Here is a 24929-nt window from a genome sequence, read left to right as displayed (position 1 = left end):
GCTTAAGGAGCATCTATGGCAGCCGGCAAGGAAATCCGCGGCAAGATCAAATCGGTGGAGAACACCAAGAAGATCACCAAGGCCATGGAAATGGTGGCCGCGTCGAAGATGCGCAAGGCGCAGGAGCGCATGCGTGCCGCCCGTCCGTACAGCGAGAAGATCCGCAACATCGCGGCGCATCTCGGCCAGGCCAACCCGGAGTACACGCACGCGTTCATGAAAACGAACGAAGCGAAGGCGGCGGGCTACATCCTGGTGACGACGGACAAGGGCCTGTGCGGCGGCATGAACACCAACGTGCTGCGCGCGTTGACCGTCAAGCTGCGCGAGGAGCAGGCCGCCGGCGTGACCGTCGAGGCGGTGGCGATCGGCAACAAGGGCCTGAGCTTCCTCAACCGCATCGGCGCGCGCGTGGTGTCCCACGCCACGCACCTGGGCGACAAGCCGCACCTCGACAAGCTGATCGGCCCCGTCAAGGTGCTGCTCGACGCGTACGCCGAGGGCAAGGTCAATGCGGTCTACCTCTGCTACACCAAGTTCATCAACACGATGCGCCAGGAGTCGGTGGTCGAGCAGCTGTTGCCGCTCGCGTCGGAGTCGCTGAAGGCCGAGGCCGGCCAGCACGCGTGGGACTACATCTACGAGCCCGACGCGCCCAGCGTGATCGATGAGCTGCTGGTGCGCTACGTGGAATCGCTGGTCTACCAGGCCGTGGCGGAAAACATGGCGTCCGAGCAGTCGGCCCGCATGGTGGCCATGAAAGCGGCCACCGACAACGCGGGCAACGTGATCGGCGAACTCAAGCTGATCTACAACAAGACCCGCCAGGCCGGCATCACCAAAGAGCTGTCGGAAATCGTGTCGGGCGCTGCGGCGGCCGCCGGCGTCTGAGCCGGTTTCGACGTCAACCAGATTCAAAAATTAATTGGAGCAGATGATGGCTCAAGCCAATGCAGTGCAAGGCAAGATCGTTCAATGTATCGGTGCCGTGGTCGACGTGGAATTCCCGCGCAACCAGATGCCCAAGATCTATGACGCCCTGAAGTTCGAAGGCAGCGCGCTGACGCTGGAAGTGCAGCAGCAGCTCGGCGACGGCGTGGTTCGCACCATTGCCCTCGGTTCGTCCGACGGCCTGCGTCGCGGCCTGATGGTCACCAACACCCACGCGCCGATCACCGTGCCCGTGGGCAAGGCCACGCTCGGCCGCATCATGGACGTGCTCGGCGCGCCGATCGACGAACGCGGCCCCGTCAGCCAGGAACTTACCGCTTCGATCCACCGCAAGGCCCCCGCGTACGACGACCTGTCGCCGTCCCAGGAGCTGCTGGAAACCGGCATCAAGGTGATCGACCTGGTGTGCCCGTTCGCCAAGGGCGGCAAGGTCGGCCTGTTCGGCGGTGCCGGCGTGGGCAAGACCGTGAACATGATGGAACTCATCAACAACATCGCGAAGGCTCACTCGGGCGTGTCGGTGTTCGCTGGCGTGGGTGAACGTACCCGCGAAGGCAACGACTTCTATCATGAGATGGCCGACTCCGGCGTCGTGAACCTCGAGAACCTCGAGGACTCGAAGGTGGCCATGGTCTACGGCCAGATGAACGAACCCCCGGGCAACCGTCTGCGCGTCGCGCTGACCGGCCTGACCATTGCCGAGTCGTTCCGCGACGAAGGCAAGGACGTGCTGTTCTTCGTGGACAACATCTATCGCTACACGCTGGCCGGTACCGAAGTGTCGGCATTGCTAGGCCGCATGCCTTCCGCCGTGGGCTACCAGCCGACGCTGGCCGAGGAAATGGGTCGCCTGCAAGAGCGGATCACCTCGACCAAGGTCGGCTCGATCACCTCGATCCAGGCCGTGTACGTGCCAGCCGACGATTACACCGATCCGTCGCCTGCCACCACCTTCGCCCACTTGGACTCGACCGTCGCCCTGTCGCGTGAAATCGCATCGCTGGGCATCTACCCGGCCGTGGACCCGCTCGATTCGACCTCGCGCCAGTTGTCGCCGGCCGTCGTCGGCGAAGAGCACTACAACGTGGCCCGCGCCGTGCAAGGCACGCTGCAGCGCTACAAGGAACTGCGCGACATCATCGCCATTCTGGGCATGGACGAACTGGCACCGGACGATAAGCTGGCCGTGGCTCGCGCCCGGAAGATCCAGCGTTTCCTGTCGCAGCCGTTCCACGTAGCCGAAGTGTTCACCGGTTCGCCCGGCAAGTACGTGCCGCTGACCGAAACCATCCGCGGCTTCAAGATGATCGTGGAAGGCGAGTGCGACCACCTGCCGGAACAGGCGTTCTACATGGTCGGCACGATCGACGAGGCCTTCGAAAAGGCGAAGAAAGTCGCGTAAAGCGGCTGAGGAACGCACATGGCAAACACCATTCACGTCGACGTCGTCAGCGCGGAGGAGTCGATCTTCTCGGGCGAAGCACGCTTCGTCGCGCTGCCCGGTGAAGCCGGCGAGCTCGGCATCTACCCGCGCCACACGCCGCTGATCACGCGCATCCGCCCGGGGGCGGTGCGCATCGAGACGGCCGATGGCGGCGAGGAATTCGTCTTCGTGGCCGGTGGCATCCTCGAAGTGCAGCCCCACACCGTCACCGTGCTGTCCGACACCGCGATCCGCGGCAAGGACCTGGACGACGAGAAGGCCAACGCCGCCAAGGCCGCCGCCGAGGAAGCGCTGAAGAACGCCAAGAGCGACATCGACATCGCGATGGCGCAGTCGGAGCTGGCCGTGATGGCCGCGCAGATCGCTGCGCTGCGCAAGTACCGCCAGAAGAGGTAAGACGGTTCGCCGTCTGCGACGAAGCCGCCTTCGGGCGGCTTTTTCATTGGCGCGGTCGAAGCCGGATAAGTAGGTGGACGGTTTGACCTTTAATTGGTCGAAGTTCAGCCTTGTCTGGCTGAAGCCCTCTCTCTAGTATCCGGCTTCCGCCCCGGCCATCCGATGCCGAGCGAGCGAGAGACGGAGACAACGCATGGAACGCTGGCGCGGCCTGACGGCCGACGAGATGCAGCTGCTCGAGACGACCTTCTGGTCGGCGGGTGGCTCGCGCCATGGCATGGCCGAACAGCTCGGCTTTTCCAAGAGCAAGGCGAATGCACTGATCGCCGGTCTGGTCGACCAGGGCCTGCTGGCCGAAGCCGGCTTGCAGCGTTCCTCGGGCGGTCGCCGCGCCGAGAACCTGCAGATCAATGGCTCGCTCGGGGTGCTGGTCGGCATCGACATCGGCGCCACCAGCCTCGATCTCGCCGTGCTCGGCCCCGACCTGCAGCCGCTTGCCCAGTGTTCGGAAGCGGCCGACGTGCTGCAGGGGCCCGGGGTCGTGCTGGCGCGGGTGCGGGTCCTCATGCGCGAGTTGCTCGTGCAGTGCGGGCTCGACGCGTCCAAGGTGATGGGCATCGGGATCGGCGTTCCCGGGCCGGTAAACTTCCAGATCGGCCAGCTCGTCAACCCGCCGCTCATGCCGGCCTGGGACGGCTTCTCGATCCGCGAGGCACTGCGCGAGGACTACGCAGCGCCGGTTTTCGTCGACAACGACGTCAACCTGATGGCGCTGGGCGAGCTCTGGCGTCTCAAGCGCACGCTCTCCAACTTCCTGGTCATCAAGGTCGGCACCGGCATCGGCTGCGGCATCGTCTGCCATGGCGAGGTGTACCGCGGCGCTGCCGGCTCGGCCGGCGATGTCGGTCACATCTGCGTCGACCAGGAGGGCCCGCGCTGCCATTGCGGGAACCTGGGCTGCGTCGAGATGATGGCCGCCGGCCCGGCCATCGCCCGCATGGCCGTGCAGGCGGCAGAGGCGGGCGAGAGCACGATGCTCGCCGAGCGCCTGCACACGCAGGGCCGGCTCGACGCGCTCGACGTGGCCCATGCCGGCCGGGCCGGCGACGCCGCAGCCAACGCGATCATCCAGCGTGCCGGCAGCCTGCTGGGCCAGATGCTGGCGTCGGTGGTGAACTTCTTCAATCCGTCGCACGTCTTCATCGGCGGCGGCATCACGCACATCGGCCCGCTGTTCCTCGCCGCCGTGCGCCAGAGCGTGTACCAGCGATCGCTGGCGCTCTCGACGCGGCATCTGGAGATCCAGTACACGCCCTTGGGCGCGCAGGCGGGCATCACCGGCGCGGGCGTGCTGGCCATGCAGGAAACGCTGAAGGTGAAAGGGGTCGCGCCATGAACGGACTGGCCGTCGACTTCGATGCCATCGAGAAGGCCTTCGGGCCGGTGCAGGTGCTGCACGGCGTGAGCTTCTCGCTGGCGCCCGGCCGGGTCTACGGCCTGTTGGGCGAGAACGGCGCGGGCAAGTCCACGCTGATGAAGATCCTCGCCGGCTACGAGCGGCCGAGTGGCGGCACGCTGCGCATCGACGGCACGCCGCAGCAGTTCGCCAGCTCGCGCGACGCCGAGGCACTGGGCATCGTGCTGATCCACCAGGAATTCAACCTCGCCGAAGACCTGAGCGTGGCGCAGAACATCTTTCTCGGCCATGAGAAGAAGAAGGGCTGGTTGCTCGACGATGAATCGATGGAGCGCGAAGCAGCTGCCGCCCTCGCGCAGGTCGGCCTGCAAATCGATCCGCGCACGAAGGTCCGCCGGCTCATCGTCGCGGAGAAGCAGCTGGTCGAGATCGCCAAGGCCATCGCCCGGCGCGCGCGCCTGCTCATCATGGACGAGCCCACGGCCACGCTCACGCCGGGCGAGACCGAGCGCCTTTTCAAGCTGATCGCCCAGCTGCGCGCCGAGGGCGTGACCATCGTCTACATCTCGCACAAGCTCGACGAGGTCGAACGCGTGACCGACGATGTGATCGTGCTGCGCGACGGCCGCTTCGTCATGCGTTCGCCCACGTCCGACATCACCCGCCACGAGATGGCGAATCGGATGGTCGGCCGCGAGCTGACCGACCTCTACCCGCCGCGCGACATCGTCGTGCGCGACGTTGCTCCCGCGATGAAGGTGCACGACTTCAGCGTGCCCGGCTGGGCGCAGGGCGCGAGCTTCGAAGTGCGCCCCGGCGAGATCCTCGGCTTCGCCGGCCTGGTCGGCGCCGGCCGCACCGAACTGTTCGAGGGGCTGATGGGCCTGCGCCCCGCGAGCGGCCAGGTCGAGATGCTCGGCCGCCCGGTGCCCACCGGCAAGGGCTGGCGCAACCCGCGCGATGCCGCGAAGCACGGCTTCTCCTACCTGAGCGAAGACCGCAAAGGCAAGGGCCTGCATGTGCACTTCGGCCTGCGCCAGAACCTCACGCTGATGGCGCTGGAGCGCTATGCCACGCCGTGGCTCCGGCCCGACGCCGAGCGGGCCGCGCTGGCCGAGGCCGTGAAGGACTACGGCATCCGCACCGGCAACCTCGACGCGCGCGCCTCGTCGCTGTCGGGCGGCAACCAGCAGAAGCTCGCGCTCGCCAAGGTGCTGCAGCCGCAACCGAAGGTGGTGGTGCTCGACGAGCCCACGCGCGGTGTCGACATCGGCGCCAAGCGCGACATCTATTTCCTGATCCAGCGACTCGCCCGCGAAGGGCTCGCCGTGATCGTCGTCTCGTCCGAACTGATGGAGTTGATCGGCCTGTGCCACCGCGTCGCGGTGATGCGCGCCGGCCGGCTCGTGAGCACGCTCGACGCTGACCATCTCACCGAAGAACAACTCATTGCCCATGCCACAGGAACAGCCCATGAACACGCCAACGCCTGAGGCGGCCACGCACCGCGCCGAGAGCCAACCCGGCTGGGCCGAGCGCCTGCACGGCATCGGCCCGGTCATCGGCCTGGTGCTGCTGTGCATCGCCGGCACGCTGCTCAACGGCGACTTCGCCACCGCCGACAACGCGATGAACGTGCTCACGCGCACGGCCTTCATCGGCATCATCGCGGTGGGCATGTGCTTCGTGATCATCTCGGGCGGCATCGACCTGTCGGTCGGCTCGATGGCCGCGCTCATCGCCGGCAGCGTGATCATGTTCATCAACTGGGCCGGGCCCGCCACCGGCTCACCGCTGATGGCGGTGGTGCTCGGCGCCACGCTCGCCGTGGTGCTGGGCGCGATGTTCGGGCTGGCGCACGGCCTGCTCATCACCAAGGGCCGCATCGAGCCCTTCATCGTGACACTGGGCACGCTGGGCATCTTCCGCGCCTACCTCACGTACTTCGCCGACGGCGGGGCGCTCACGCTCGACAACGAGCTGTCGGACCTCTACGCGCCGGTGTACTACGCGAACCTGCTGGGCATTCCGGTGCCGGTGTGGGTCTTCTTCGTCGTCGCGCTGATCGGCGGCGTCATCCTCAACCGCACCGCCTACGGCCGCTACGTGCAGGCCATCGGCTCGAACGAGCAGGTGGCGCGCTACGCCGCGGTGGACGTCGACCGCGTGAAGATCCTGACCTACGTGCTGCTCGGCGTGTGCGTCGGCATCGCCACGCTGCTCTACGTGCCGCGCCTGGGCTCGGCGTCGCCCACCACCGGCCTGCTGTGGGAACTCGAAGCGATCGCGGCCGTGATCGTCGGCGGCACGGCATTGAAGGGCGGCGCGGGCAGCATCACCGGCACGGTGATCGGTGCGATCCTGCTCTCGGTCATCAGCAACATCCTGAACCTCACCAGCATCATCAGCGTGTACCTCAACGCGGCGGTGCAAGGCTTCGTGATCATCATCGTCGCGTTCCTGCAGCGCGGCCGGCGTTGAGCTCTTCCGTTCCCGTTCCATCCAACCACAAGGAGACAAGCAGCATGATCCATATCACCCGACGCCTCGCCCTCACGGCCGTGGCCGCAGCAGCGCTTGCCAGCGTGCCCGCCTGGGCCGCCGAGAAGGTCAACCTCGGCGTGTCGATCCCCGCCGCCACCCACAGCTTCATGGGCGGCATCAACTACTGGGCCAACCAGGCGAAGAAGGACCTGGAGAAGGAGCACAAGGACCTGAAGATCACGATCAAGACCGCCAGCGGCGCGCCCGAGCAGGCCAACCAGCTGCAGGACTTCACGACCGTCACCAAGATCAACGCGCTGGTGATCTTCCCGTTCGAATCCGCCGCGTTGACCAAGCCGGTGGCGCAGGTGAAGGCCAAGGGCGCCTATGTGACGGTGGTCGACCGCGGCCTGACCGACACCAGCGCGCAAGACGCCTATGTCGCCGGCGACAACACCGCCTTCGGCAAGATTCCGGCCGAGTACATCGTGAAGAAGCTGGGCGGCAAGGGCAACGTGGTGGCGCTGCGCGGCATCGCGACCACGCTCGACAACGAGCGCATGGACGCCTTCAACGCAGTGCTCAAGGCCCACCCCGACGTGAAGCTGCTCGACGCCAAGTACGCCAACTGGAACCGCGACGACGCCTTCAAGGTGACGCAGGACTACCTCACGCGCTTCAAGAACATCGACGCCATCTGGGCGGCCGACGACGACATGGCGGTGGGTGTGCTCAAGGCCATCGAGCAGGCCAAGCGCGACGACATCAAGGTCGTCTTCGGCGGCGCCGGCGCCAAGGGCATGGTCAAGACCATCATGGACGGCAAGAACAAGATGATCGACGCCGACGTGAGCTACTCGCCCAAGTTCATCTACGACGCGATCAAACTCACGGCCGAGGCGCGCCTGAAGGGCGAGAAGCTGCCGGCCACGACGATCATCCCGTCGGTCCTGATCACCAAGGACAACGCCAAGGACTTCTACTTCCCCAACTCGCCGTTCTGATGTGACTGCGGACAACGCTTCACGCAAGCTGCGCTACGCCATGGTCGGCGGCGGCCGTGACGCCTTCATCGGCGCCGTGCACCGCCATGCCATCGCGCTCGACGGCCAGTGCGAGCTGGTCGCCGGCGCGCTGTCGTCGAATGCGGAGAAGGCGCGCGCATCGGGGCATGACCTGTTCCTGGCGGACGACCGCAACCATGGCGACTGGCAGGCGTTGCTGGCCGACGAGGCGAAGCGTCCGGCGCACGAGCGCATCGACTTCGTCGTGATCGTCACGCCGAACCACGTGCACTTCCCGGTTGCGCAGGCCTTCGTCGAGGCGGGCTTCCATGTGGTGTGCGACAAGCCGCTGGTGCACACGCGTGCCGAGGCCGATGCGCTGGTCGCCGCAGTGAGGGCGCAGGGCACGGTCTTCGGCGTGACCTACAACTACGGCGGCTATCCGATGGTGCGGCAGGCGCGCGCGATGGTGCGTGCCGGCGAGATCGGCGCCGTGCGCAAGGTCATCGTCGAGTACAGCCAGGGCTGGCTCGCCGCACCGCTGGAGGCCAGCGGCAACAAGCAGGCCGGCTGGCGCACCGACCCGGCCAGGAGCGGGGCGGCAGGCGCCATCGGCGACATCGGCACGCATGCCGAGAACCTGATCGCGACCGTCACCGGCCTTGCGATCGAGCGCTTGTGCGCCGACCTCGGCGCGCTGGTGCCGGGCCGTGCGCTCGACGACGATGCCAATGTGCTGCTGCGCTTTTCCAACGGCGCGCGCGGCGTGTTGGTGGCATCGCAGATCAACACCGGCCTGGAGAACGACCTGCGCCTGCGTGTGACCGGCACGCAGGGCACGCTCGACTGGCGGCAAGAGCATCCGAGCGAGCTGGTGCACTTTCCGGCCGATGGGCCGAAGCGCATCCTCACGCGCGGCGCGCCGTGGCTGCATGAATCGGCGCGCCGTGCCAGCCGCCTGCCGAGCGGCCACCCCGAAGGCTTCATCGAGGCCTTCGCCAACGTCTATGCGGGGGTGGTAGCGGACATCCGGGCGCACCTGACTGGCGTGCCGGCCGATCCGCTCGCCGCCGACTATCCGCGCGTGGAAGACGGCGCGCGCGGCGTGCGCTTCATCGAGCGCACGGTGGCGTCGGCGGCCAGCGACGCCAAGTGGACCGATTGGTAGCGCTCAGCTCATCAGGCTGACATGCGCCGACACCACACGCCAGCCTTCGGGCAGGCGCACCCAGGTCTGGCTTTGGCGGCCGATGCGCTCGCTGCCGGCACGCTTGAACTCGATGTTGGTCACGGCCAAATCCTGGCCGTAGCTTGTGATGGCCGTGACGGTCACTTCGCGTTCCAGGTTCACCGCCGGACGGGCCTGGCGGAAGGCGCGGATCGCGTCGTAGCCGTACAGGTTCTCGCCCGCGCCGTAGCGCAGCGTGTGCGGCGAATCGAAGAAGAGCTTGTCGAGCACGGCCACGTCGTTGCTGACGAGTGCCTGCTGGTACTCGGCGAAGGCGGCCGTCACTTCTTCGAGCACGGCGGGCAGGTTGATATCGGAGAGGGCAACGGTCACGGTCTTACTTTCCACCCCAATGCACGAAGCGACGCTCCGCCATCAGGAACACGAGGTTCATCACATAGCCGAGCAGCCCGGCCGCGAAAATCGAAGCGTACATGTCGGGCATGTCGAAGATGGTCTGCGCATTCATGATGCGCTGGCCCAGGCCATCGGTGGATCCGATGAACATCTCGGCCACGATCACGATCACCAGCGCGATCGACACGCCCGATCGCATGCCCACGAACACCTGCGGCATCGACTCCAGCAGGATCACGTCGGTCAGCACCCGCCAGCGCGGCGCGCCCATCACCTTGGCCGCGAGCTGGCGCTGCTTGCGCGCGCTCATCACGCCGTAGGCCACGTTGAAGAGAATCGCCAGCGCCGCGCCGAAGGCCGCCACCGCGATCTTGGTGGCTTCGCCCACGCCGAACAGCACGAGGAAGAGCGGGAACATCGCCGAGGCCGGCGTGGAGCGGAAGAAGTCGATGGCGAACTCGATCGACTGGTAGATCTTCTCGTTCGAGCCCAGCACGATGCCCAGCGGCACCGAGATCACCAGCGCCAGCCCGAAGGAACTGAGCGTGCGCACGATGGTCTTGTAGAAGTCGCCCCACAGGGTGCCATGCGCGATGCCGTTCCAGAAGGCGGCGAGCGCCTCCATTGGCGACGGCAGCAGGACCGGGTCGATGGCGCGCGTCGCATGCACGAAGGCCCACAGGGCGATCAGCACCGCCATGCCGACGAGCGGGCGCAGCCTTGCTGCCGTGCGTTCGGAGATCGCGCTCATGGCTTGCGCACCTCCCGCTGGAAGATCTCCAGCGCGCGGGTCTTGGTGGCGATGAAGGCGGGGCTGAGCGTGGTGTCGGCCGTGCGCGGGCGCGGCACGTCGAAGGGCAAGTTCTCGGCCACGCGCGTGGGCCGCTTGGTCAGCAGCAACACTTCGTCGGCCAGCAGCACGGCTTCGTCGAGGTCGTGCGAGACCAGCATGGTGGTGGTCTGGCGTTCGGTCAGCACCTTCTGCAGTCGCTCGCGCAGGAACATCACCATCTCGTAGTCGAGCGCGGAGAAGGGCTCGTCGAGGAACAGCACCTCGGGGTCGACCACCAGCGCCCGCATGATCGACACCAGCTGCTGCTGGCCGCCGGACATCTGGTACGGGTAGCGGTTCAGGTCGAACTTCACCTCGAAGCTTTCCACCAGCCGGTCGAGCCGCGCCTGCCGCTCGCCCTTGGCAATGTCCAGGTACTGCAGCGGGTAGCGGATGTTGTCGATGGCGCGCATCCACGGGAACACCGCCTCGCGGTAGTTCTGGAAGACATAGCCGATGCGCGTGTCGCGCGCCTCCCTGCCTTCGAACAGGATCTGCCCGGCGTCGTAAGGCAGGATGCCCGAGATCATGTTGATCAGCGTGCTCTTGCCGCAGCCGTTGGGGCCGAACACCGAGACGATCTTGCCCTTCGGGATGTCGAGGTCGAAGTCGTCGTAGATGGTCGCGTCCTGGAAGCGCTTGGTCAGGCCGCGGATGGTGATGTGCGTGCCCTTGGGGTACCAGCGGTGCGAGGTGTCGCTGCTCGCGGTGTCGGGCAATGCGGCCCCGATCGGCAGATTCGAATTCATCACGCGCATCAGAAGGCTCGGGTGAGCGTCTTGCCGTCGATCTTGTCCTTCACCACGCCCAGTTCGGTGCCGATGTCGAGGAATTTCTGGAAGTCGCCCACGTCGGCGGCGCTCATGTCCTTGACCATCACGATGCGCGGCAGCGGCACGGTGGCGGCCAGCTCCGGCGGCACCTTCATGCCCTGGACCAGGTAGCCGCGCGCGCTGCTGTCGGCCTGCGCTTCCTTCACGCCACGGGCCCAGGCGGCGGCGAAACGCTTGGCCACGTCGGGCTTGTCGGCCATGAACTTGCCCGACATCACCGCGCCGGCTGCGAAGGCCGAGGCACTCTTGTTGCCCAGCAGGTAGGTGGCGATCACGCCGGTTTCCACGCGCTTGCCGACCTTCTGCGCAACCATGATCGTGGCCGACGGCTCCAGCGTGTAGCCGCCGTCGAAGTTGCCCGACTGCAGCGCGCCGACGTGCACGCCGATCTGCTGCTCCTGAATGGTGAAGTCCTTGCCCTCGACCAGGCCCACCTTCTTGAGCACCGCGCGCGCCGCGCCGATGTTGGCGGGGCCCGGCGCCGAGAACAGCTTGAAGCCGTTCTTGAAGTCCTTCAGCGACTTGGCCGGGCTGTCGGCCTTGACGACGAACTGCTCGATCACGTGCTGCGCGTTCTGGCCGTTGAGCGAGATGTACTTCAGCGTGTTGGGCCGGCGCGCTTCCATGTTGGCGCCTTCGAGCGTCACCAGGTTCACCGCCGCGTCGATGCCGTTCGACACCAGCGCCTGCACCGTCAGCGGATGGCTGGTCATGGGCACTTCCTCGATCTCGAGGTCGGCGTCCTTGAAGTAGCCGCGGTTCACGGCGACATAGAAGGGCAGCGCCGCGCTCGAAGGGAACACGCCGATCTTGATCTTGTCGGCCGCGGCGGCCGGCATGCAGAGCGTGGCGGCGGCGAGCGCGAGGGCACCGGCGATGAGGCGGCTGGCGTGCCGCGGCGTGGAAAGGAAATCAGAACGCGACATCGTGGGTTACTCCGAAAGATTGAGAGGCGAAGAAAGGGTGGGGTAGGACGGCGGATCGAAGAAGCTGTGCCCGGCGCGGTACACGCGTGGGGCCGACAGGTCGGGCGGCGCCCCCGGCTCGACCGCGCCTTCGAAGGTGAGCTCGAGCTGCACGCCGCTTGGGTCGTAGACGAACAGCTGCCACAGCGTGGTGCCCGGCACCAGGAACTCGCGCCAGTCGAGCCGGGCCGCGCGGAAGCGCGCCACGTACGCGTGGTAGCCCGAGCAGGCGAGCGACACATGGTCGATGGCGCCGGTGCCGCTCGGCACCTGGCCCGCAGCGCCGAGCGCCGGGCCGCCCGCGTACACATGGATGATGGCCTGGCCGCCCGGCTGGCCGCAGGCGAGCCAGGCGCCGGGGTAGCCGAAGTCGGGGCGGCCGATCTCGCGCAGGCCGATCACACCGACCCAGAAGGCGCGCGTGGCGTCCAGGTTCGCGGTCTTGATCGCGAGGTGGAACAGGCCGTGGGTGATGGCCGCGTTCATGCGCTCTCCTTCATCCGATCAACCGAGGCGCCGAGCGCCACATCGCGGAACAGCGCCGACAGGTCGGAAATGAAGCCCGGCCCGGTCTTCCAGCGCGTGCCCTCGACCGGGTCCGAGCCGGCGAGCATCGTGTCGGTCGCGTCGATCGACAGCGCCATCGCGAAGCGGATGCGCTCGCCCCGCGCGGCCTCGACCTGCGCAAGCCAGTCGCGCGGCGACAGGCGGCCGGCGCCGATCTCGCGCGCGATGATCATCGCGGCCGCGCAGGCATCTTCCATCGACTGCGTCGCGCCCTGGCCCAGCGTCGGCGCCATGCCGTGCGCGCTGTCGCCGAGGTACATCACCTGGCGCACCGGCTCGGCGAAGCGCACGTCCGATTCCTGCATGCGCGCCCAGTGCGTCTGTGCGAGGTTGGCGCACAGCGCGTCCATCAGCCATTGCGCCTCTGCGCCGAGGGCGCCGCCCGCGGGCCGGTAGGCGGCGCGCAGCACGGCCTCGGTGTTCCAGGCCTCGTCGATGGGTGCACCGGGCTCGATCGGGAAGGTGGCGGCGATGTACACATGGCCCGGCGGCACGCGGAAGGCCAGCAGCCGGTGCGGTCCGTTGAACCACTGGCCGTAGTCGTCGATGAGGCCGCCGCTGGTGTCAGGCACCAGCGTGCGCACGATCGCCACGCCCACATGGCGCGGCTCGGGCAGGCCCGAGAAGGCGGCGCGCGTGGCCGAGTAGCGGCCGTCGGTGCCCACCAGCAGGTCGATGTCGTCGATCGTGTGGTGCTCGCCGCCCTGCGTGTAGCGCACGGTGGTCCGCGTGGCGTCGTTGACGCTCGCGCCAATGGCTTCGATCTCGCAGCCATAGCGGATGGCTGGGCCCGCACCGGCGCGCAGTACGCGGTACAGCTCCGACCAGCGGATGCGGATGCCGGGGTTGTCGGCCACCTGCGCGATCGGCAGGTCGAACAGCACCGTGCCATCGGTCAGCGACACCTGCCAGCGCCGCCACGGCAGGCTGGCGGCTTCCACATCGGCGGCCAGCGCCGGGTCGCACAGGCGCAGCGCCTTGATGGCGTTGGGGCCGACGTTGAGGCCGGTGCCGGCCTCCGAATGGTCCTCGGGGCTCACGCGTTCGAGGCAGTGCAGGTCCACGCCAGGCAGCAGGGCCAGCCGCCGCGCCAGGATGGCACCGGCCACGCCGGCACCGATGATCACGATTTTCATGCGGGTTGACTTTCGGAAAGGGACGGGAGCGGCCAACGGCGAGTCTGCGGCTGCTGCCGCTCGAAGGCCAGGCCCAGCGCGCACAGCAGCGCGTCGCTGCCCTGCGGTCCGATCAGCTGGAAGCCGATGGGCAGGCCGTCGGGCGAGGGCGCGGCCGGCAGCGCCAGCGCGGGCAGGCCGGCGCCGTTGACGAAGGCGGTGAACACCGCATGGCCGCGCGGGTCGACGCGTTGACCGGCGATGTGGGTCGGATGGCTCTGCTCGGCGGCCCAGGGCATGGCGGCGCAGGCCGGCGTGAGCACCAGGTCGACGTCCTCGAAGACACGGTCCATTGCACCGCGCAGCGCGTGCTGGTGGACTTGCGCATTGAACAGGTCGACCGCGCGCAGCGAGCGGCCGGTGACCAGCATCGCGGCCAGCGCAGGCGTCATGCGCGCATCGTCCTTCGGCGTGCTGTCGTGCAGCACGGCGGCCAGGCCGGTGGCGCTCAGCACCGGCCAGGCGAGCCGGTTGAACACATGCACCGCGGCCGGGGCGTCGGCCGCCGTCACGTGGTGGCCCATGCCGCGCAGCTGGGCCGCGACGGTGGCCATGCGCTGGTCGATGACCGGGTCGACCGGGCTGCCGGCGATGTGCGACCAATGCGCGATGCGCAGCGGCTGCGGCGCCGGCAGGGCGAGCGGGTCGAGGCGGCGCAGGGTCGGCGCGATCACCTGCAGCACGCGCACCAGGTCGGCCGTGTTGCGGGCGATGGGGCCGATCACCTCCAGCAGCGGCAGCATCTCGGGCAGGCCGTGCGCGCGCGGCACCGTGCCCCACGAGGGCTTCAGGCCGACCAAGCCGGTGTAGGCGCTGGGCCGGCGGATCGATCCGCCGCCGTCGGTGGCCAGCGCCGCCGGGCCGATGCCCGCCGCCACGGCCGCGACCGCACCGCCGCTCGATCCACCGGGCGTCAGCGCGGTGTTCCACGGGTTGCGCGTCGTGCCGAAAATCAGGTTGTCGGTGTAGCCCTGCAGCGTGAACTCGGGCACGTTGGTCTTGGCGAACAGCAGCGCGCCGGCATCGCGCAGGCGCTGTGCCGGCGACTCGTCGCGCAGCCGCGCATGCGCCGGGTACAGCGCACTGCCCCAGCGGCAGGGCATGCCGGCCACGGGGATGTTGTCCTTCACGCTGATCGGCACGCCGTCGAGCGCCGACAGCGGCGCGCCGCGCAGCCAGCGGCGTTCGCTCTCGCGCGCCGCGGCGCAGGCGGCGCTGTCGTCGCGCGCGATCACCGCGTTGATCCGCGGGTTGACGGCGTCGAGCCGCGCCAGCACGCTGGCCAGCGCCTCGACCGGCGAGAGCGTGCGGGCGGCATAGGCCTGCGCCAGCGCCCCGATGTCGAGCTGCCAGGGGGCGCTCATGCGACGCCTCGCGCGATCACGGCGACCAGCCCGCCGCCGTCGGGGCCCTGGTGCTCCGCGCCGCCGGACACGAAGATGCGGCCGTCGCCCAGCACGCCGGCCACCAGGCCGCCCACCGCACCGCGGATGTGGCGCTGGGCGTTGATGTCGGTGTCGTCGAGCATGGTGTGGCGCGCGCCGCGCACGCGGCCGCGGCGGTCGGGCTCGCACTTGACGAAGACGGCGGCCACCCGGGCCGCGTCGGCCTCGCTCAGCTGCGGCTCGGCCGCCAGCCCCAGCGGGCGCAGCGCCAGCGCCACGGCGCCCAGGTCGAGCGCATCGCGCATCGGCGCGCAGCCCATGCGCAGCTCGCCCTGCCACTGCGTGCTGTGGCCCAGCACGATCACCTCGTTGGCCTCGACCTCGACCCCGGACGACACGCTGGCGCGCGCCGAGAAGCGGTTGAAGTCGGTGAGCATCGCGGCTTCGAGCGACGCGTCGTCGGGCAACTCGCCGAGCGCGATGGCGACGCCGAAGGCGCCGGCGGCGCGCGCGGTGGCCATCGAGCGGTTGGCGTCGGCCGTGAGCACCGTGTGGCCTGCGGCGGCCGCCGCCTGGGCACGCGCGGCCGTCACGCAGGGGCACTTGACCTGCACGAAGGCGACGTCCTCGGCGTGCGCGATGCCGGCGTCGCGCATGGCCGTGCGCACCGCGTCGGCCACCGAGCTCACGTGCGCCCAGCGGCCCACGTGCTGCGCAGCCAGCGGTGCACTCAGCGCGGTGCCGATGGCGAGCGCGCCTTGGCCGGCCGCGTCGGCGTCCGCCAACGACGCATCGGGCCGGCCGCTGCGCGAGAACACCACATAGTGCGGACTCAGCACGCCTTCGGTGCCGCCGGAAAGAATGCAGGGCAGCTCACGCAGCAGCGTCGCGACCGGGCGGCCGGTGCGCTCCGCCAGCAGCGCCATCAGCGTCTGGGTGAAGTAGCCGCGGGTGAAGTCGTTGACGCCGCCATTGCCCTCGGTCTTGCCGATCACCGCCACGATGTCGGCCGCCCGCAGCGCGCCGGCGTCGAGCAGCGCGGCCAGCGCGGACAGATCGCCGGGGTGCGCCATCTCCAGCCGGTGCACGCGCAGCGCCGGGCGGTGGTCGACCGGGGGCGCGTTGCGTTCCGGCGTGGGAAAAGAAGACATCGGAGGTGGGTGCATGGGTGCTGCGGTGCAACAGGTGCACCGAGTATGGGCAGCGCCCCTGCAAACCTCCAGCGCATAGTTTCGCTCGCACCGCACACAAATTGCGCTCGCTCTCGGGCGCGCCCGGCGGGCTTGCCGCCCGCATGCCGCGCCGGTGTCAGCCGGGCAATTCGGCCAGCCGGTTGACCAGCGTTTCCATGAAGGACAGCGTGGCGATCGGCAGCATGCGGCCGGCGCGCGCGGCCAGCACCAGCTGGCTGTGCGTCAGCGACCGGTCGGTCAGCGGGATCGACACCAGCTCGCCCCGTCGCACCTCGTTCTGGGTGCCGATCTGGAACTGGAAGCTGATCGCGCCGGTCTGGCGGGTGAATTCCTTGAGCGTCTGCACCGTGCTGGCTTCCAGTGCCACCTGCAGGCCGATGCGCGAGCGCGCCATCAGGTCGTCCAGCAAGCGTCGGCTGCCGAAGGAGCGGTCACCCAGCGCGACGGTGTACTTCTGGCAGTCGGCCAGGCGCAGCGCGGTGCGGTCGGCCAGCGGATGGTCGGGCCGCAGCATCGCGCACAGCGGCTGCGGAATGGCGGCGATGACGCGCAGCGATTCCGACGGCGCCGGGTCGTGCATCAGAACCAGCTCGACGTCGTCGGCCAGCAGCGCAGTCACCAGCACGCCGGTCACGCCGGCGAGGATCTGGAACTGCACGCCCGGATGCGTCTGCTGGTACTGCGCGATGGTGGCCGGCACCAGGTCGGTCGCCACCGATTCGGCGCAACCCATGCGCACCGTGCCGCGCACCAGGCCGCGCAGCTGCTCGATCTGCGATTCGGCCGAGCGCATGTCGGCCATGCTGCGACGCACCGCCGCGATCAGCACCTCGCCGGCGGAGGTGAGCCGCACGCCGCGCGGCAGCCGTTCGAACAGCGGCGTGCCGACGTCGGACTCGATTTCGAGGATCTTGCGGTTGAGCGCGGTCGAGGCCACGTGCAGCTTCTCGGCCGCCTTGCGGATCGAGCCGGCCCGCGCGACGGCGTCGAGGTAGACGAAATGGCGGGGCGGGTGGAGCATGGCGGGTGGCGGTGCCCGGGTTTCACGCACCGCCTGCGCTGCCCGCGCCCATCGGCGCGGCGCGCACCGTGTCGCGGCCGGCGGACTTGGCCGCGTAGCAGGCGGCGTCTGCGGCCTGCAGCCAGTCGTTCACCGTCGCGATGTTCGCCTGCAGCGCCGCCACGCCGATGCTGGCGCCCACGCTCAGCGGGCCGTGCGTCGAGGGCACCACGACCTCGGTGACGGCGCGGCGCACCTCGTCGGCAATGGTCATCGCTGCATCGGGCGGGCAGTTTTCCAGCAGCAGCGCGAATTCGTCGCCGCCCATGCGGGCCACCAGGTCACCGGTGCGCACGTGCGCGGCGATCGCCGTCGCCACCGTCAGCAGCATCAGGTCGCCGACCAGGTGACCAGCGGTGTCGTTGACCGGCTTGAAGCGGTCGAGGTCTAGGAAGACCAGCGCGGCCGGCCGTGAGTCGGGCTGCGTCTCGACCAGCCGCCGCGCCTGCTGCTCGAAGGCCTCGCGGTTGACCAGGCCGGTGAGCGCGTCGTGCGTGGCCGACCACTCGAGCTGCTGGCGTACGGCGCGCTGGTCTTCGATGTCGCTGACGATCCAGATGGTGCCCAGCGTGCGGTCGGCCAGGTCGACCGGCTTGGTGCGCAGGCCGGCCCAGAACTTCGACCCGTCGTGCCGCAGCAGCTGCCATTCGCCGGTGTAGGGCTGCAACGCACGGAAATCCGAGCGCTCGCGTGCGAGGAAGGCGCCATGGTCGTCTCCGGATGCGAACAGCGTGCGCAGCGGCTGGCCGAGCAGGTCCTGCGGCGTGGCGACGACCAGGCGGCAGAGTTCGGCGCTGACGAGCTCGAAGCGGTCGTCCCGCGTGAAGGCGATGCCCACCGGCGCGGCGCTCATCACCGAGTTCAGCTTGCGCATGGTCTTGGCGTTCTGCGCTTCCAGCGTGAGCCGCTCCAGGCCCACGCGGCGGAGCACGGCGCTCAGGCGCCCGATCTCGCCGCGCCCGCCCGGCCAGCCGGCGTCCGGCTGCAGGGAGCCGTCGAACAGGTGCTGCGCGCGGTGTTCGAGCAGCGTCAGCGGCCGCAACGCGCGCCAGAGCATCACGAAGAGCAGCGGTGACAGCAGTGCCAGCAGCACCACCGCACCGAGGATCGCATCCGCCCGGGCCGCGCGCAGCGGCGCCAGCACATCGGCTTCGGCACGCACGCGCCAGACCATCCAGTCCGGCCCCGGCACGCCCGCCGCGCTGACCAGCGCGCCGTGCTGCGGCAGGCGGACGCCCGTCGGTTCGACGGGGGCGCCGATCGCCTGCCAGGCGGCGAAAGCCTGTGCCAGACGCGGTTCGCTGCTCAGCAGCGTCAGCAGGCGGTCGCGGTTCGGGTGGGCAAGCACGCGACCGGTCTGGTCTGTCACAACGACCAGCGCCGCAGTGGCGTCATCGTTGTCTTCGACCAGGCCGTCGAGCAGGTCGCGCGTGTTCAGGCGCAACGAGCCGCTGAAGATCATCAGCGTTCCAGCGGCGTCGCGAACCGGCTGCGTCAGGATGATCAACGGTTGACCGTTCACGCGGCTCGGTGTCGCGTCGGAGATGATCGCGCGGTTTTCGCGCACGGTTTTCTGGAAATAGTCGCGGTCGCCAATGTTCAGCGACGCCGGAAGGGTCACCTGTCGGCTGTCGGCGGCGACCAGCACCTGGCCATCGGCCGATGTCGCGAACACGTTGGTGAAGAGCTGCCGCAAGACCCGCTGCGACTCGATCAGACGCAGCAGCGCGCCCCGGTCGTCCGCCGCGATGTCGCTGAATTGGGGCGCAACGCTTGCCAGCGCGCGCTGCAACTCGACCACCTGGCGCGACAGCAACCCTGCCGTGCGCACCGTCTCGCTCGACTCCCGCACGAGTTGCGCTTCCAGGGTGTCGCGCTCGGCCCGCGTTACGAGCAGCGCCGTGATCAGCCCGATGCCGACCACCAGCGCCGCGATGCCGCCCGCGGTGATGCGCAGCTTGAGCGAGCCGAGAGCAGCGGGCCAGTGGAAGTCGCGGCCGTTCATGGGCAATCGATGGGTCAACAGGCGCGCAGCTTGAGCCAGGCGCTCCAAACGGGATTCAGTGGTGGGCAGGTCACGCGAAACATATTGTCGCGTGTCTTCGAGGGTCCTCGGCGAAATTCACATGGGCGTCCTTGTAGGTCAATCCACACGGCACAACGCGCCGGTGAGCGTCTTCTTTCCGAGGGGCTGCGGGCTAGCATCGCATCATGGACCTCGTCGTCGCCCGCCCCGAAGGCCTCTACTGCCCGCCCGGCGACTTCTACATCGACCCCTGGCGGCCCGTGGCGCGCGCCGTCATCACCCATGCGCACTCCGACCACGCGCGCGTGGGGCATGGCCACTACCTGGCGCACACCGACAGCGAAGGCACGCTGCGCACCCGGCTCGGCACGGACATCCATCTCCAGACGCTGCCCTACGGCGAAGCCATCGAGCACCACGGCGTGCGCGTGTCGCTGCATCCGGCCGGCCATGTGCTCGGCTCGGCGCAGGTGCGGCTCGAACACGGCGGCCGCGTGTGGGTTGCATCCGGCGACTACAAGACCGAGCCCGACGGCACTTGCCCGCCCTTCGAACCGGTGCCCTGCGACACCTTCATCACCGAGTCGACCTTCGGCCTGCCGATCTACCGCTGGCCCACGCAGGCGGTGCTCTTCGCGGAGATCGACGACTGGTGGCGCCGCAATGCCGACGAGGGCCGCGCGTCGGTGCTGTTCTGCTATGCCTTCGGCAAGGCACAGCGCATCCTGCATGGCGTGGATGCGGGCATCGGGCCGATCGTGGTGCACGGCGCGGTCGAGCCACTGAACGCGGTGTACCGCGCCGCCGGCGTGGCGCTGCCGCCGACGCTGCGCGTGACCGACCCCGGCGTCGACGCGCAGACGCTCAAGCGCGCGCTGGTGCTGGCGCCGCCCTCGGCACAGGGCACGCCGTGGATGCGGCGCTTCGGCAATTACGCGGACGCCTTCGCTAGCGGCTGGATGCAGCTGCGCGGCACGCGGCGCCGGCGCGGCGTCGATCGCGGCTTCGTGATGAGCGACCACGCCGACTGGCCCGGCCTGCAGAAAGCCATCGCCGGCACCGGCGCGGAACGCGTGTTCGTCACGCACGGCAGCGTCGCGGTGCTGGTGCGCTGGCTGACCGAGAACGGGCTGGAGGCGCAGGGCTTCAAGACCGAGTACGGCGACGAGGATGTGGCCGACCAGGGCGACGCCAAGCCCGCGCCGGCCGATGCCGAAGCGGCCCCCGACGCCGCGCCATGAAAGCCTTCGCCGCGCTCTATCGCGAACTCGACGCCACCACATCGAGCCTCGCCAAGCAGGCTGCCCTGCAACGCTACCTGCATGCCGCCGCCCCCGAAGACGCCGCCTGGGCGGTGTACTTCCTCGCCGGTGGCAAGCCGCGGCAACTGGTGCCGACCAAGCTGCTGCGCCTGCTCGCGCAGGAGGCGGCCGGCCTGCCCGAATGGCTGTTCGACGAGAGCTACGAGGCCGTCGGCGACCTGGCCGAAACCATCTCGCTGCTGTTGCCGCCGCCGACCGAGGCGCACGACCTCGGCCTGGCCGTGTGGATCGAGCAGCACCTGTTGCCGTTGCGAAAGACGCCGCCGGACGAACTCGCCGACACGCTGCGTTCGCAGTGGCGCCAGCTCGCGGTCGACGAGCGGCTGGTCTACTTCAAGCTCATGACCGGCAGCTTCCGCGTCGGCGTGTCGCGGCTTCAGGTGACGCAGGCGCTCGCAGCCGTCGGGGGGCTCGACCCCAAACGGGTGGCGCAGCGGCTCATGGGCTATACGCACATCAGCGGGCAGCCGAGCGCGGCCGACTACGCGGCGCTCGTCGGCGCGGAGAACGACAGCGAGCTCAATCAGAAGACCAGCGGCCAGCCGTACCCGTTCTTCCTCGCGCACCCGTTCAACCAGCCCGTCGCGCAGTTCGATGCGCTGCTCGGGCGGCCGGCCGACTGGATCGTGGAGTGGAAGTGGGACGGCATCCGCGCCCAGCTCGTGAAGCGCGCCGGCGCGGTGTCGCTGTGGTCGCGCGGCGAGGAGCTGGTGACCGACCGCTTCCCTGAACTCGCGACCATGGGCGAGGCGCTGCCCGACGGCACGGTGGTCGACGGCGAGATCGTGGTGTGGAGAGACGACAAGGTCCAGCCCTTCGCCGAACTGCAGCGCCGCATCGGTCGCAAGACGCTGGGCCCCAAGCTGCTGCGCGAGATCCCGGTGGTGCTGCTGGTCTACGACCTGCTCGAATGGATAGGCCGCGACCTGCGTGCGCTGCCGCAGCAGGAACGCCGCGCGCTGCTCGACGACCTCGTCGCGCAGGTGCAGCATCCCCAGCTCATCGCCAGCCCGATGCTCACCGGCGACAGCTGGGCCGACCTGTCACACCAGCGCGAGGCGGCGCGTGCGATGGGTGTCGAAGGGATGATGCTCAAGCAACGCCACGCGCACTACGGCGTCGGCCGCACCAAGGACGTCGGCACCTGGTGGAAGTGGAAGATCGACCCGCTGAGCATCGACGCCGTGCTCATCTACGCCCAACGTGGCCACGGCCGCCGCGCCAGCCTCTACAGCGACTACACCTTCGCCGTGTGGGACGGGCCGCCCGAGCAGGCAGACCGCAAGCTCGTGCCTTTCGCGAAGGCGTACTCGGGCCTCACCGATGCCGAGATGGGCCGCGTCGACGCGGTGATTCGCAAGACCACGATCGAGAGCTTCGGCCCGGTGCGCAGCGTCAAGCCGACGCTGGTGTTCGAGCTCGGCTTCGAAGGCATCGCGAAGAGCACGCGCCACAAGAGCGGCATCGCGGTGCGCTTTCCGCGCATGCTGCGGTGGCGGGAGGACAAGCCGGTGGAGGAGGCGGATACCTTGGAGACGCTGGGGGCGTTGTTGCCTGCCGCGGCATGAAGCTCGCCGACCTTGTCGCCTGGTTCGCGGGCCGTGGCTGGAAGCCCTTCGCATTTCAGCGCGAGGTCTGGAAGGCAATAGGCGACGGGCAGTCGGGCATGCTGCATGCGACCACCGGCGCGGGCAAGACCTATGCGGTGTGGCTCGGCGCGCTCAAGGCCTTCGCGATGGCGCCGAAGCCAAAGCCGGCCGTGCGTGCGACCGCGAAGAGGGTGGCACCGCCGCTCACCGTGCTGTGGCTCACGCCCATGCGCGCGCTCGCGTCCGACACCCTGCGCGCCTTGCAGCAACCCCTCGAATCCCTCGCCCCCGACTGGTCCGCCGGCGCACGCAGCGGCGACACCTCGAGCGGCGAGCGCAGCGCGCAGAACGTGCGTCTGCCCACCGCGCTCGTCACCACGCCCGAGAGCCTGTCGGTGCTGCTGTCGCGCGCCGATGCGGCCGAGGTGCTGGGCACGGTGAAGATGGTGGTGGTCGACGAGTGGCACGAGATGCTGGGCAACAAGCGCGGCGTGCAGGTGCAGCTGGCGCTGGCGCGATTGAGGCGTTGGAACCCGGCGCTGTGCGTGTGGGGCATGTCGGCCACGCTGGGCAACCTCGACCAGGCGATGCACACCTTGCTCGGCCATCGAGATGAAGGACAGGGTGGCACCCTGGTCCAGGGCCAGGTGCCGAAGAAGCTGGTGATCGATTCGCTGCTGCCCGGCCGCGCCGAGCGCTTTCCGTGGGGTGGGCACCTGGGGTTGACGATGCTGCCGCAGGTGGTCGAGGAGATCGCGTCGAGCAGCACCACGCTGGTCTTCACCAACACGCGTTCGCAATCGGAGATCTGGTACCAGGCGATCCTCGAAGCCAAGCCCGAGTGGGCCGGGCTGATCGCGCTGCACCATGGCTCGCTGGACCGCGCGGTGCGCGAGTGGGTCGAGGCGGGGCTCAAGAGCGGCGAGTTGCGCGCGGTGGTGTGCACATCGAGCCTGGACCTGGGCGTCGACTTCCTGCCGGTGGAGCGGGTGCTGCAGATCGGCTCCCCCAAGGGCGTCGCGCGACTGCTGCAGCGCGCGGGGCGATCGGGCCATGCGCCGGGCCGGCCGTCGCGCATCACGCTGGTACCCACGCACAGCATCGAGATGGTGGAAGGCGCCGCGGCGCGCGACGCCATCGCGGCGGGCCACATCGAGGCGCGCAGCACGCCGGAGCAACCGCTCGACGTGCTGGTGCAGCATCTGGTGACGGTGGCGCTGGGCGGCGGCTTCGTGCCGGAGGATCTGTACGCGGAGGTGCGCGGTACGGCGGCGTACGCAAAGCTCTCGCGCGACAGCTGGGACTGGTGCCTGGCCTTTGTGCGGCAGGGCGGCCCGTCGCTCGCGGCGTATCCCGACTACCAGCGCGCGGTGCCCGATGCGGATGGCGTCTGGCGCGTGCCCGATGCGCGGCTGGCGCGCCGCCACCGCATGAACATCGGCACCATCGTCAGCGACGCGAGCATGACGGTGCAGTACGTCGGCGGCGCCAAGATCGGCAGCGTCGAAGAGAGCTTCGCGGCGCGCATGAAGCCCGGTGACTGCTTCCTCTTCGGTGGCCGCATGCTCGAACTGGTGCGCATCCGCGAGATGACGGCGTGGGTGCGTCGCGCCAGCGGCAAGCGGCCGGCGGTGCCGCGCTGGAACGGCGGTCGCATGCCGCTGTCGACCACGCTGGCCGACGCGGTGGTGCAGCAACTCGCGCTGGCCGGCGAGGGCCGCTACGACACGCCCGAGCTGCAGTGCGTGCGCCCGCTGCTCGAAATCCAGCAGCAGTGGTCGGCGCTGCCCACGCCGCAAACCCTGCTGGCCGAGCTGCTGAAGACGCGCGAAGGCTGGCACCTGTTCCTCTACCCCTTCGCCGGCCGCCAGGTGCACCTGGGCCTGGCCAACCTGATCGCCTGGCGTGTCGCGCAGCATGCGCCGCGCACCTTCTCGATCGCGGTCAACGACTACGGCTTCGAGCTGCTCAGCGCCACCGAGGTCGACTGGCCGGCGCTGCTGCCGCAGGTGCTGCGCTCCGGGCACGATGCGGCCGCGCAGGACGCCATCGCGCACGCGGCCGGCGACGAAGGCGAACGCACCGCGCTGCTGCACGAGGTGCTCGAAAGCCTCAACGCCAGCGAGCTCGCACGGCGCCGCTTCCGCGAGATCGCGCGGGTGTCGGGCCTGATCTTCCAGGGCTACCCTGGCGAGAAGCGCAGCAACCGGCAGCTGCAGGCCTCGTCCTCGCTGTTCTGGGAGGTCTTCCGCAAATACGACCCGGCCAACCGGCTGCTGCGGCAGGCCGAGCAGGAACTGCTGGCGCAGGAGCTGGAGATCGGCCGGCTGCGCGCCAGCCTCGCGCGGATGAACGCGCAGCGGCTGGTGATGCAGCCGCTCGCCCGGCCCACGCCCTTCGCCTTTCCGCTGATGGTCGAGCGCTTCCGCGAGAAGCTCAGCAACGAGAGCGTGGCCGACCGCATCGCGCGCATGGTCGAGCAGCTGGAGAAGGCGGCCGGCGGGGCGGTGCCGGTCGGCGGTGTGGAGGACGTCAAGGCGGGCATGGCCTTCGGCCAGGAAGGCGCCAGCGGACGCGGCGGTGCGCCGGGCGCGCCCCGCCGGCCGCGGCGCGAGCGCAAGCCGTCGCGACCGCTGCCGCCGCTGTGAACAAACGGGCATGTTTGCCTTCAGAATCGCCGAGCTCCCAGCCACGCTGACGA

21 protein-coding genes are annotated in these 24929 nt (G+C 69.2%); 11 read left to right on the top strand and 10 right to left on the bottom strand.

Annotated elements, in window-relative coordinates; genetic code table 11:
• The first annotated feature begins 15 nt into the window (after positions 1–15).
• From atpG to ACSFBE_RS21310, 8 genes are all read left to right on the top strand, one after another.
• On the top strand, positions 16–891 hold the full coding sequence (gene atpG, locus ACSFBE_RS21345) for a F0F1 ATP synthase subunit gamma (RefSeq protein WP_435492414.1): 876 nt from the start codon (positions 16–18) through the stop codon (positions 889–891).
• A 46-nt stretch (positions 892–937) separates the two neighbouring features.
• The gene (atpD, locus tag ACSFBE_RS21340; protein WP_435455744.1) at positions 938–2353 is read left to right on the top strand and encodes a F0F1 ATP synthase subunit beta; all 1416 of its coding nucleotides are present in this window, start codon (positions 938–940) and stop codon (positions 2351–2353) included.
• Between the two features lie 18 nt (positions 2354–2371).
• Positions 2372–2791 carry a F0F1 ATP synthase subunit epsilon gene (locus ACSFBE_RS21335; protein WP_435492413.1) on the top strand — a complete coding sequence of 140 codons (420 nt, stop codon included), beginning with the start codon at positions 2372–2374 and terminating at the stop codon, positions 2789–2791.
• Between the two features lie 226 nt (positions 2792–3017).
• Positions 3018–4187, top strand: a complete 1170-nt coding sequence (locus ACSFBE_RS21330; protein WP_435492446.1) for an ROK family protein — start codon at positions 3018–3020, stop codon at positions 4185–4187.
• Positions 4184–5701 (top strand): sugar ABC transporter ATP-binding protein, encoded by a 1518-nt coding sequence (locus ACSFBE_RS21325; RefSeq protein ID WP_435492412.1) that lies wholly within the window; start codon positions 4184–4186, stop codon positions 5699–5701. Before ACSFBE_RS21330 ends, ACSFBE_RS21325 begins: the two co-directional genes overlap by 4 nt.
• The gene (locus tag ACSFBE_RS21320; protein WP_435492411.1) at positions 5682–6689 is read left to right on the top strand and encodes an ABC transporter permease; all 1008 of its coding nucleotides are present in this window, start codon (positions 5682–5684) and stop codon (positions 6687–6689) included. The genes ACSFBE_RS21325 and ACSFBE_RS21320 overlap by 20 nt, the downstream gene beginning before the upstream one ends.
• 44 nt (positions 6690–6733) lie before the next feature.
• Positions 6734–7696 carry a substrate-binding domain-containing protein gene (locus ACSFBE_RS21315; protein ID WP_435492410.1) on the top strand — a complete coding sequence of 321 codons (963 nt, stop codon included), beginning with the start codon at positions 6734–6736 and terminating at the stop codon, positions 7694–7696.
• Positions 7697–7736: 40 nt separating this feature from the next.
• On the top strand, positions 7737–8864 hold the full coding sequence (locus ACSFBE_RS21310) for a Gfo/Idh/MocA family protein (protein ID WP_435492445.1): 1128 nt from the start codon (positions 7737–7739) through the stop codon (positions 8862–8864).
• Positions 8865–8867: 3 nt separating this feature from the next.
• Here the strand turns inward: ACSFBE_RS21310 and hpxZ are convergent, their stop codons facing one another.
• From hpxZ to ACSFBE_RS21260, 10 genes are all read right to left on the bottom strand, one after another.
• The gene (gene hpxZ / locus ACSFBE_RS21305; protein ID WP_435492409.1) at positions 8868–9257 is read right to left on the bottom strand and encodes an oxalurate catabolism protein HpxZ; all 390 of its coding nucleotides are present in this window, start codon (positions 9255–9257) and stop codon (positions 8868–8870) included.
• Between the two features lie 4 nt (positions 9258–9261).
• Entirely contained in the window at positions 9262–10032 is a 771-nt protein-coding gene (locus ACSFBE_RS21300) for an ABC transporter permease (protein ID WP_286647054.1), read from the bottom strand.
• On the bottom strand, positions 10029–10871 hold the full coding sequence (locus ACSFBE_RS21295) for an ABC transporter ATP-binding protein (protein ID WP_435492408.1): 843 nt from the start codon (positions 10869–10871) through the stop codon (positions 10029–10031). The genes ACSFBE_RS21300 and ACSFBE_RS21295 overlap by 4 nt, the downstream gene beginning before the upstream one ends.
• A complete protein-coding gene (locus ACSFBE_RS21290) occupies positions 10871–11872 on the bottom strand; it encodes an ABC transporter substrate-binding protein (RefSeq protein WP_435492407.1) in 1002 nt (333 codons plus the stop codon). The genes ACSFBE_RS21295 and ACSFBE_RS21290 overlap by 1 nt, the downstream gene beginning before the upstream one ends.
• A 6-nt stretch (positions 11873–11878) precedes the next feature.
• Positions 11879–12397: a VOC family protein gene (locus tag ACSFBE_RS21285; protein WP_435492406.1), complete on the bottom strand. Its 519-nt coding sequence runs from the start codon at positions 12395–12397 to the stop codon at positions 11879–11881.
• Positions 12394–13614: an FAD-dependent oxidoreductase gene (locus tag ACSFBE_RS21280; RefSeq protein ID WP_435492405.1), complete on the bottom strand. Its 1221-nt coding sequence runs from the start codon at positions 13612–13614 to the stop codon at positions 12394–12396. Before ACSFBE_RS21280 ends, ACSFBE_RS21285 begins: the two co-directional genes overlap by 4 nt.
• Entirely contained in the window at positions 13611–15017 is a 1407-nt protein-coding gene (locus ACSFBE_RS21275) for an amidase (RefSeq protein WP_435492404.1), read from the bottom strand. The genes ACSFBE_RS21280 and ACSFBE_RS21275 overlap by 4 nt, the downstream gene beginning before the upstream one ends.
• Positions 15014–16189 carry a cyanuric acid amidohydrolase gene (gene atzD, locus ACSFBE_RS21270; protein WP_435492403.1) on the bottom strand — a complete coding sequence of 392 codons (1176 nt, stop codon included), beginning with the start codon at positions 16187–16189 and terminating at the stop codon, positions 15014–15016. The genes ACSFBE_RS21275 and atzD overlap by 4 nt, the downstream gene beginning before the upstream one ends.
• Before the next feature lie 157 nt (positions 16190–16346).
• Positions 16347–17252: a LysR family transcriptional regulator gene (locus tag ACSFBE_RS21265; RefSeq protein ID WP_435492402.1), complete on the bottom strand. Its 906-nt coding sequence runs from the start codon at positions 17250–17252 to the stop codon at positions 16347–16349.
• Positions 17253–17274: 22 nt separating this feature from the next.
• Positions 17275–19296: a sensor domain-containing diguanylate cyclase gene (locus ACSFBE_RS21260; protein WP_435492401.1), complete on the bottom strand. Its 2022-nt coding sequence runs from the start codon at positions 19294–19296 to the stop codon at positions 17275–17277.
• A gap of 206 nt (positions 19297–19502) precedes the next feature.
• On the opposite strand from ACSFBE_RS21260, the gene ACSFBE_RS21255 reads away from it, so the two are divergent.
• Genes ACSFBE_RS21255 through ACSFBE_RS21245 form a run of 3 tightly spaced genes read left to right on the top strand, consistent with a single transcriptional unit; the run spans position 19503 to position 24876 of the window.
• The gene (locus tag ACSFBE_RS21255) at positions 19503–20558 is read left to right on the top strand and encodes a ligase-associated DNA damage response exonuclease (RefSeq protein ID WP_435492400.1); all 1056 of its coding nucleotides are present in this window, start codon (positions 19503–19505) and stop codon (positions 20556–20558) included.
• Complete coding sequence (locus tag ACSFBE_RS21250; RefSeq protein ID WP_435492399.1) at positions 20555–22207, top strand: ATP-dependent DNA ligase; 1653 nt, start codon at positions 20555–20557, stop codon at positions 22205–22207. The genes ACSFBE_RS21255 and ACSFBE_RS21250 overlap by 4 nt, the downstream gene beginning before the upstream one ends.
• Positions 22204–24876: a ligase-associated DNA damage response DEXH box helicase gene (locus tag ACSFBE_RS21245; protein WP_435492398.1), complete on the top strand. Its 2673-nt coding sequence runs from the start codon at positions 22204–22206 to the stop codon at positions 24874–24876. The genes ACSFBE_RS21250 and ACSFBE_RS21245 overlap by 4 nt, the downstream gene beginning before the upstream one ends.
• Positions 24877–24929 lie beyond the last annotated feature (53 nt).

Origin of the sequence: Variovorax sucrosi (genome assembly GCF_051216635.1) — a bacterium.
Classification (GTDB): Bacteria; Pseudomonadota; Gammaproteobacteria; order Burkholderiales; family Burkholderiaceae_C; genus Variovorax.
Note: the sequence above shows the minus strand (reverse complement) of the source record. Positions and strands in the feature narration are given on the sequence as shown.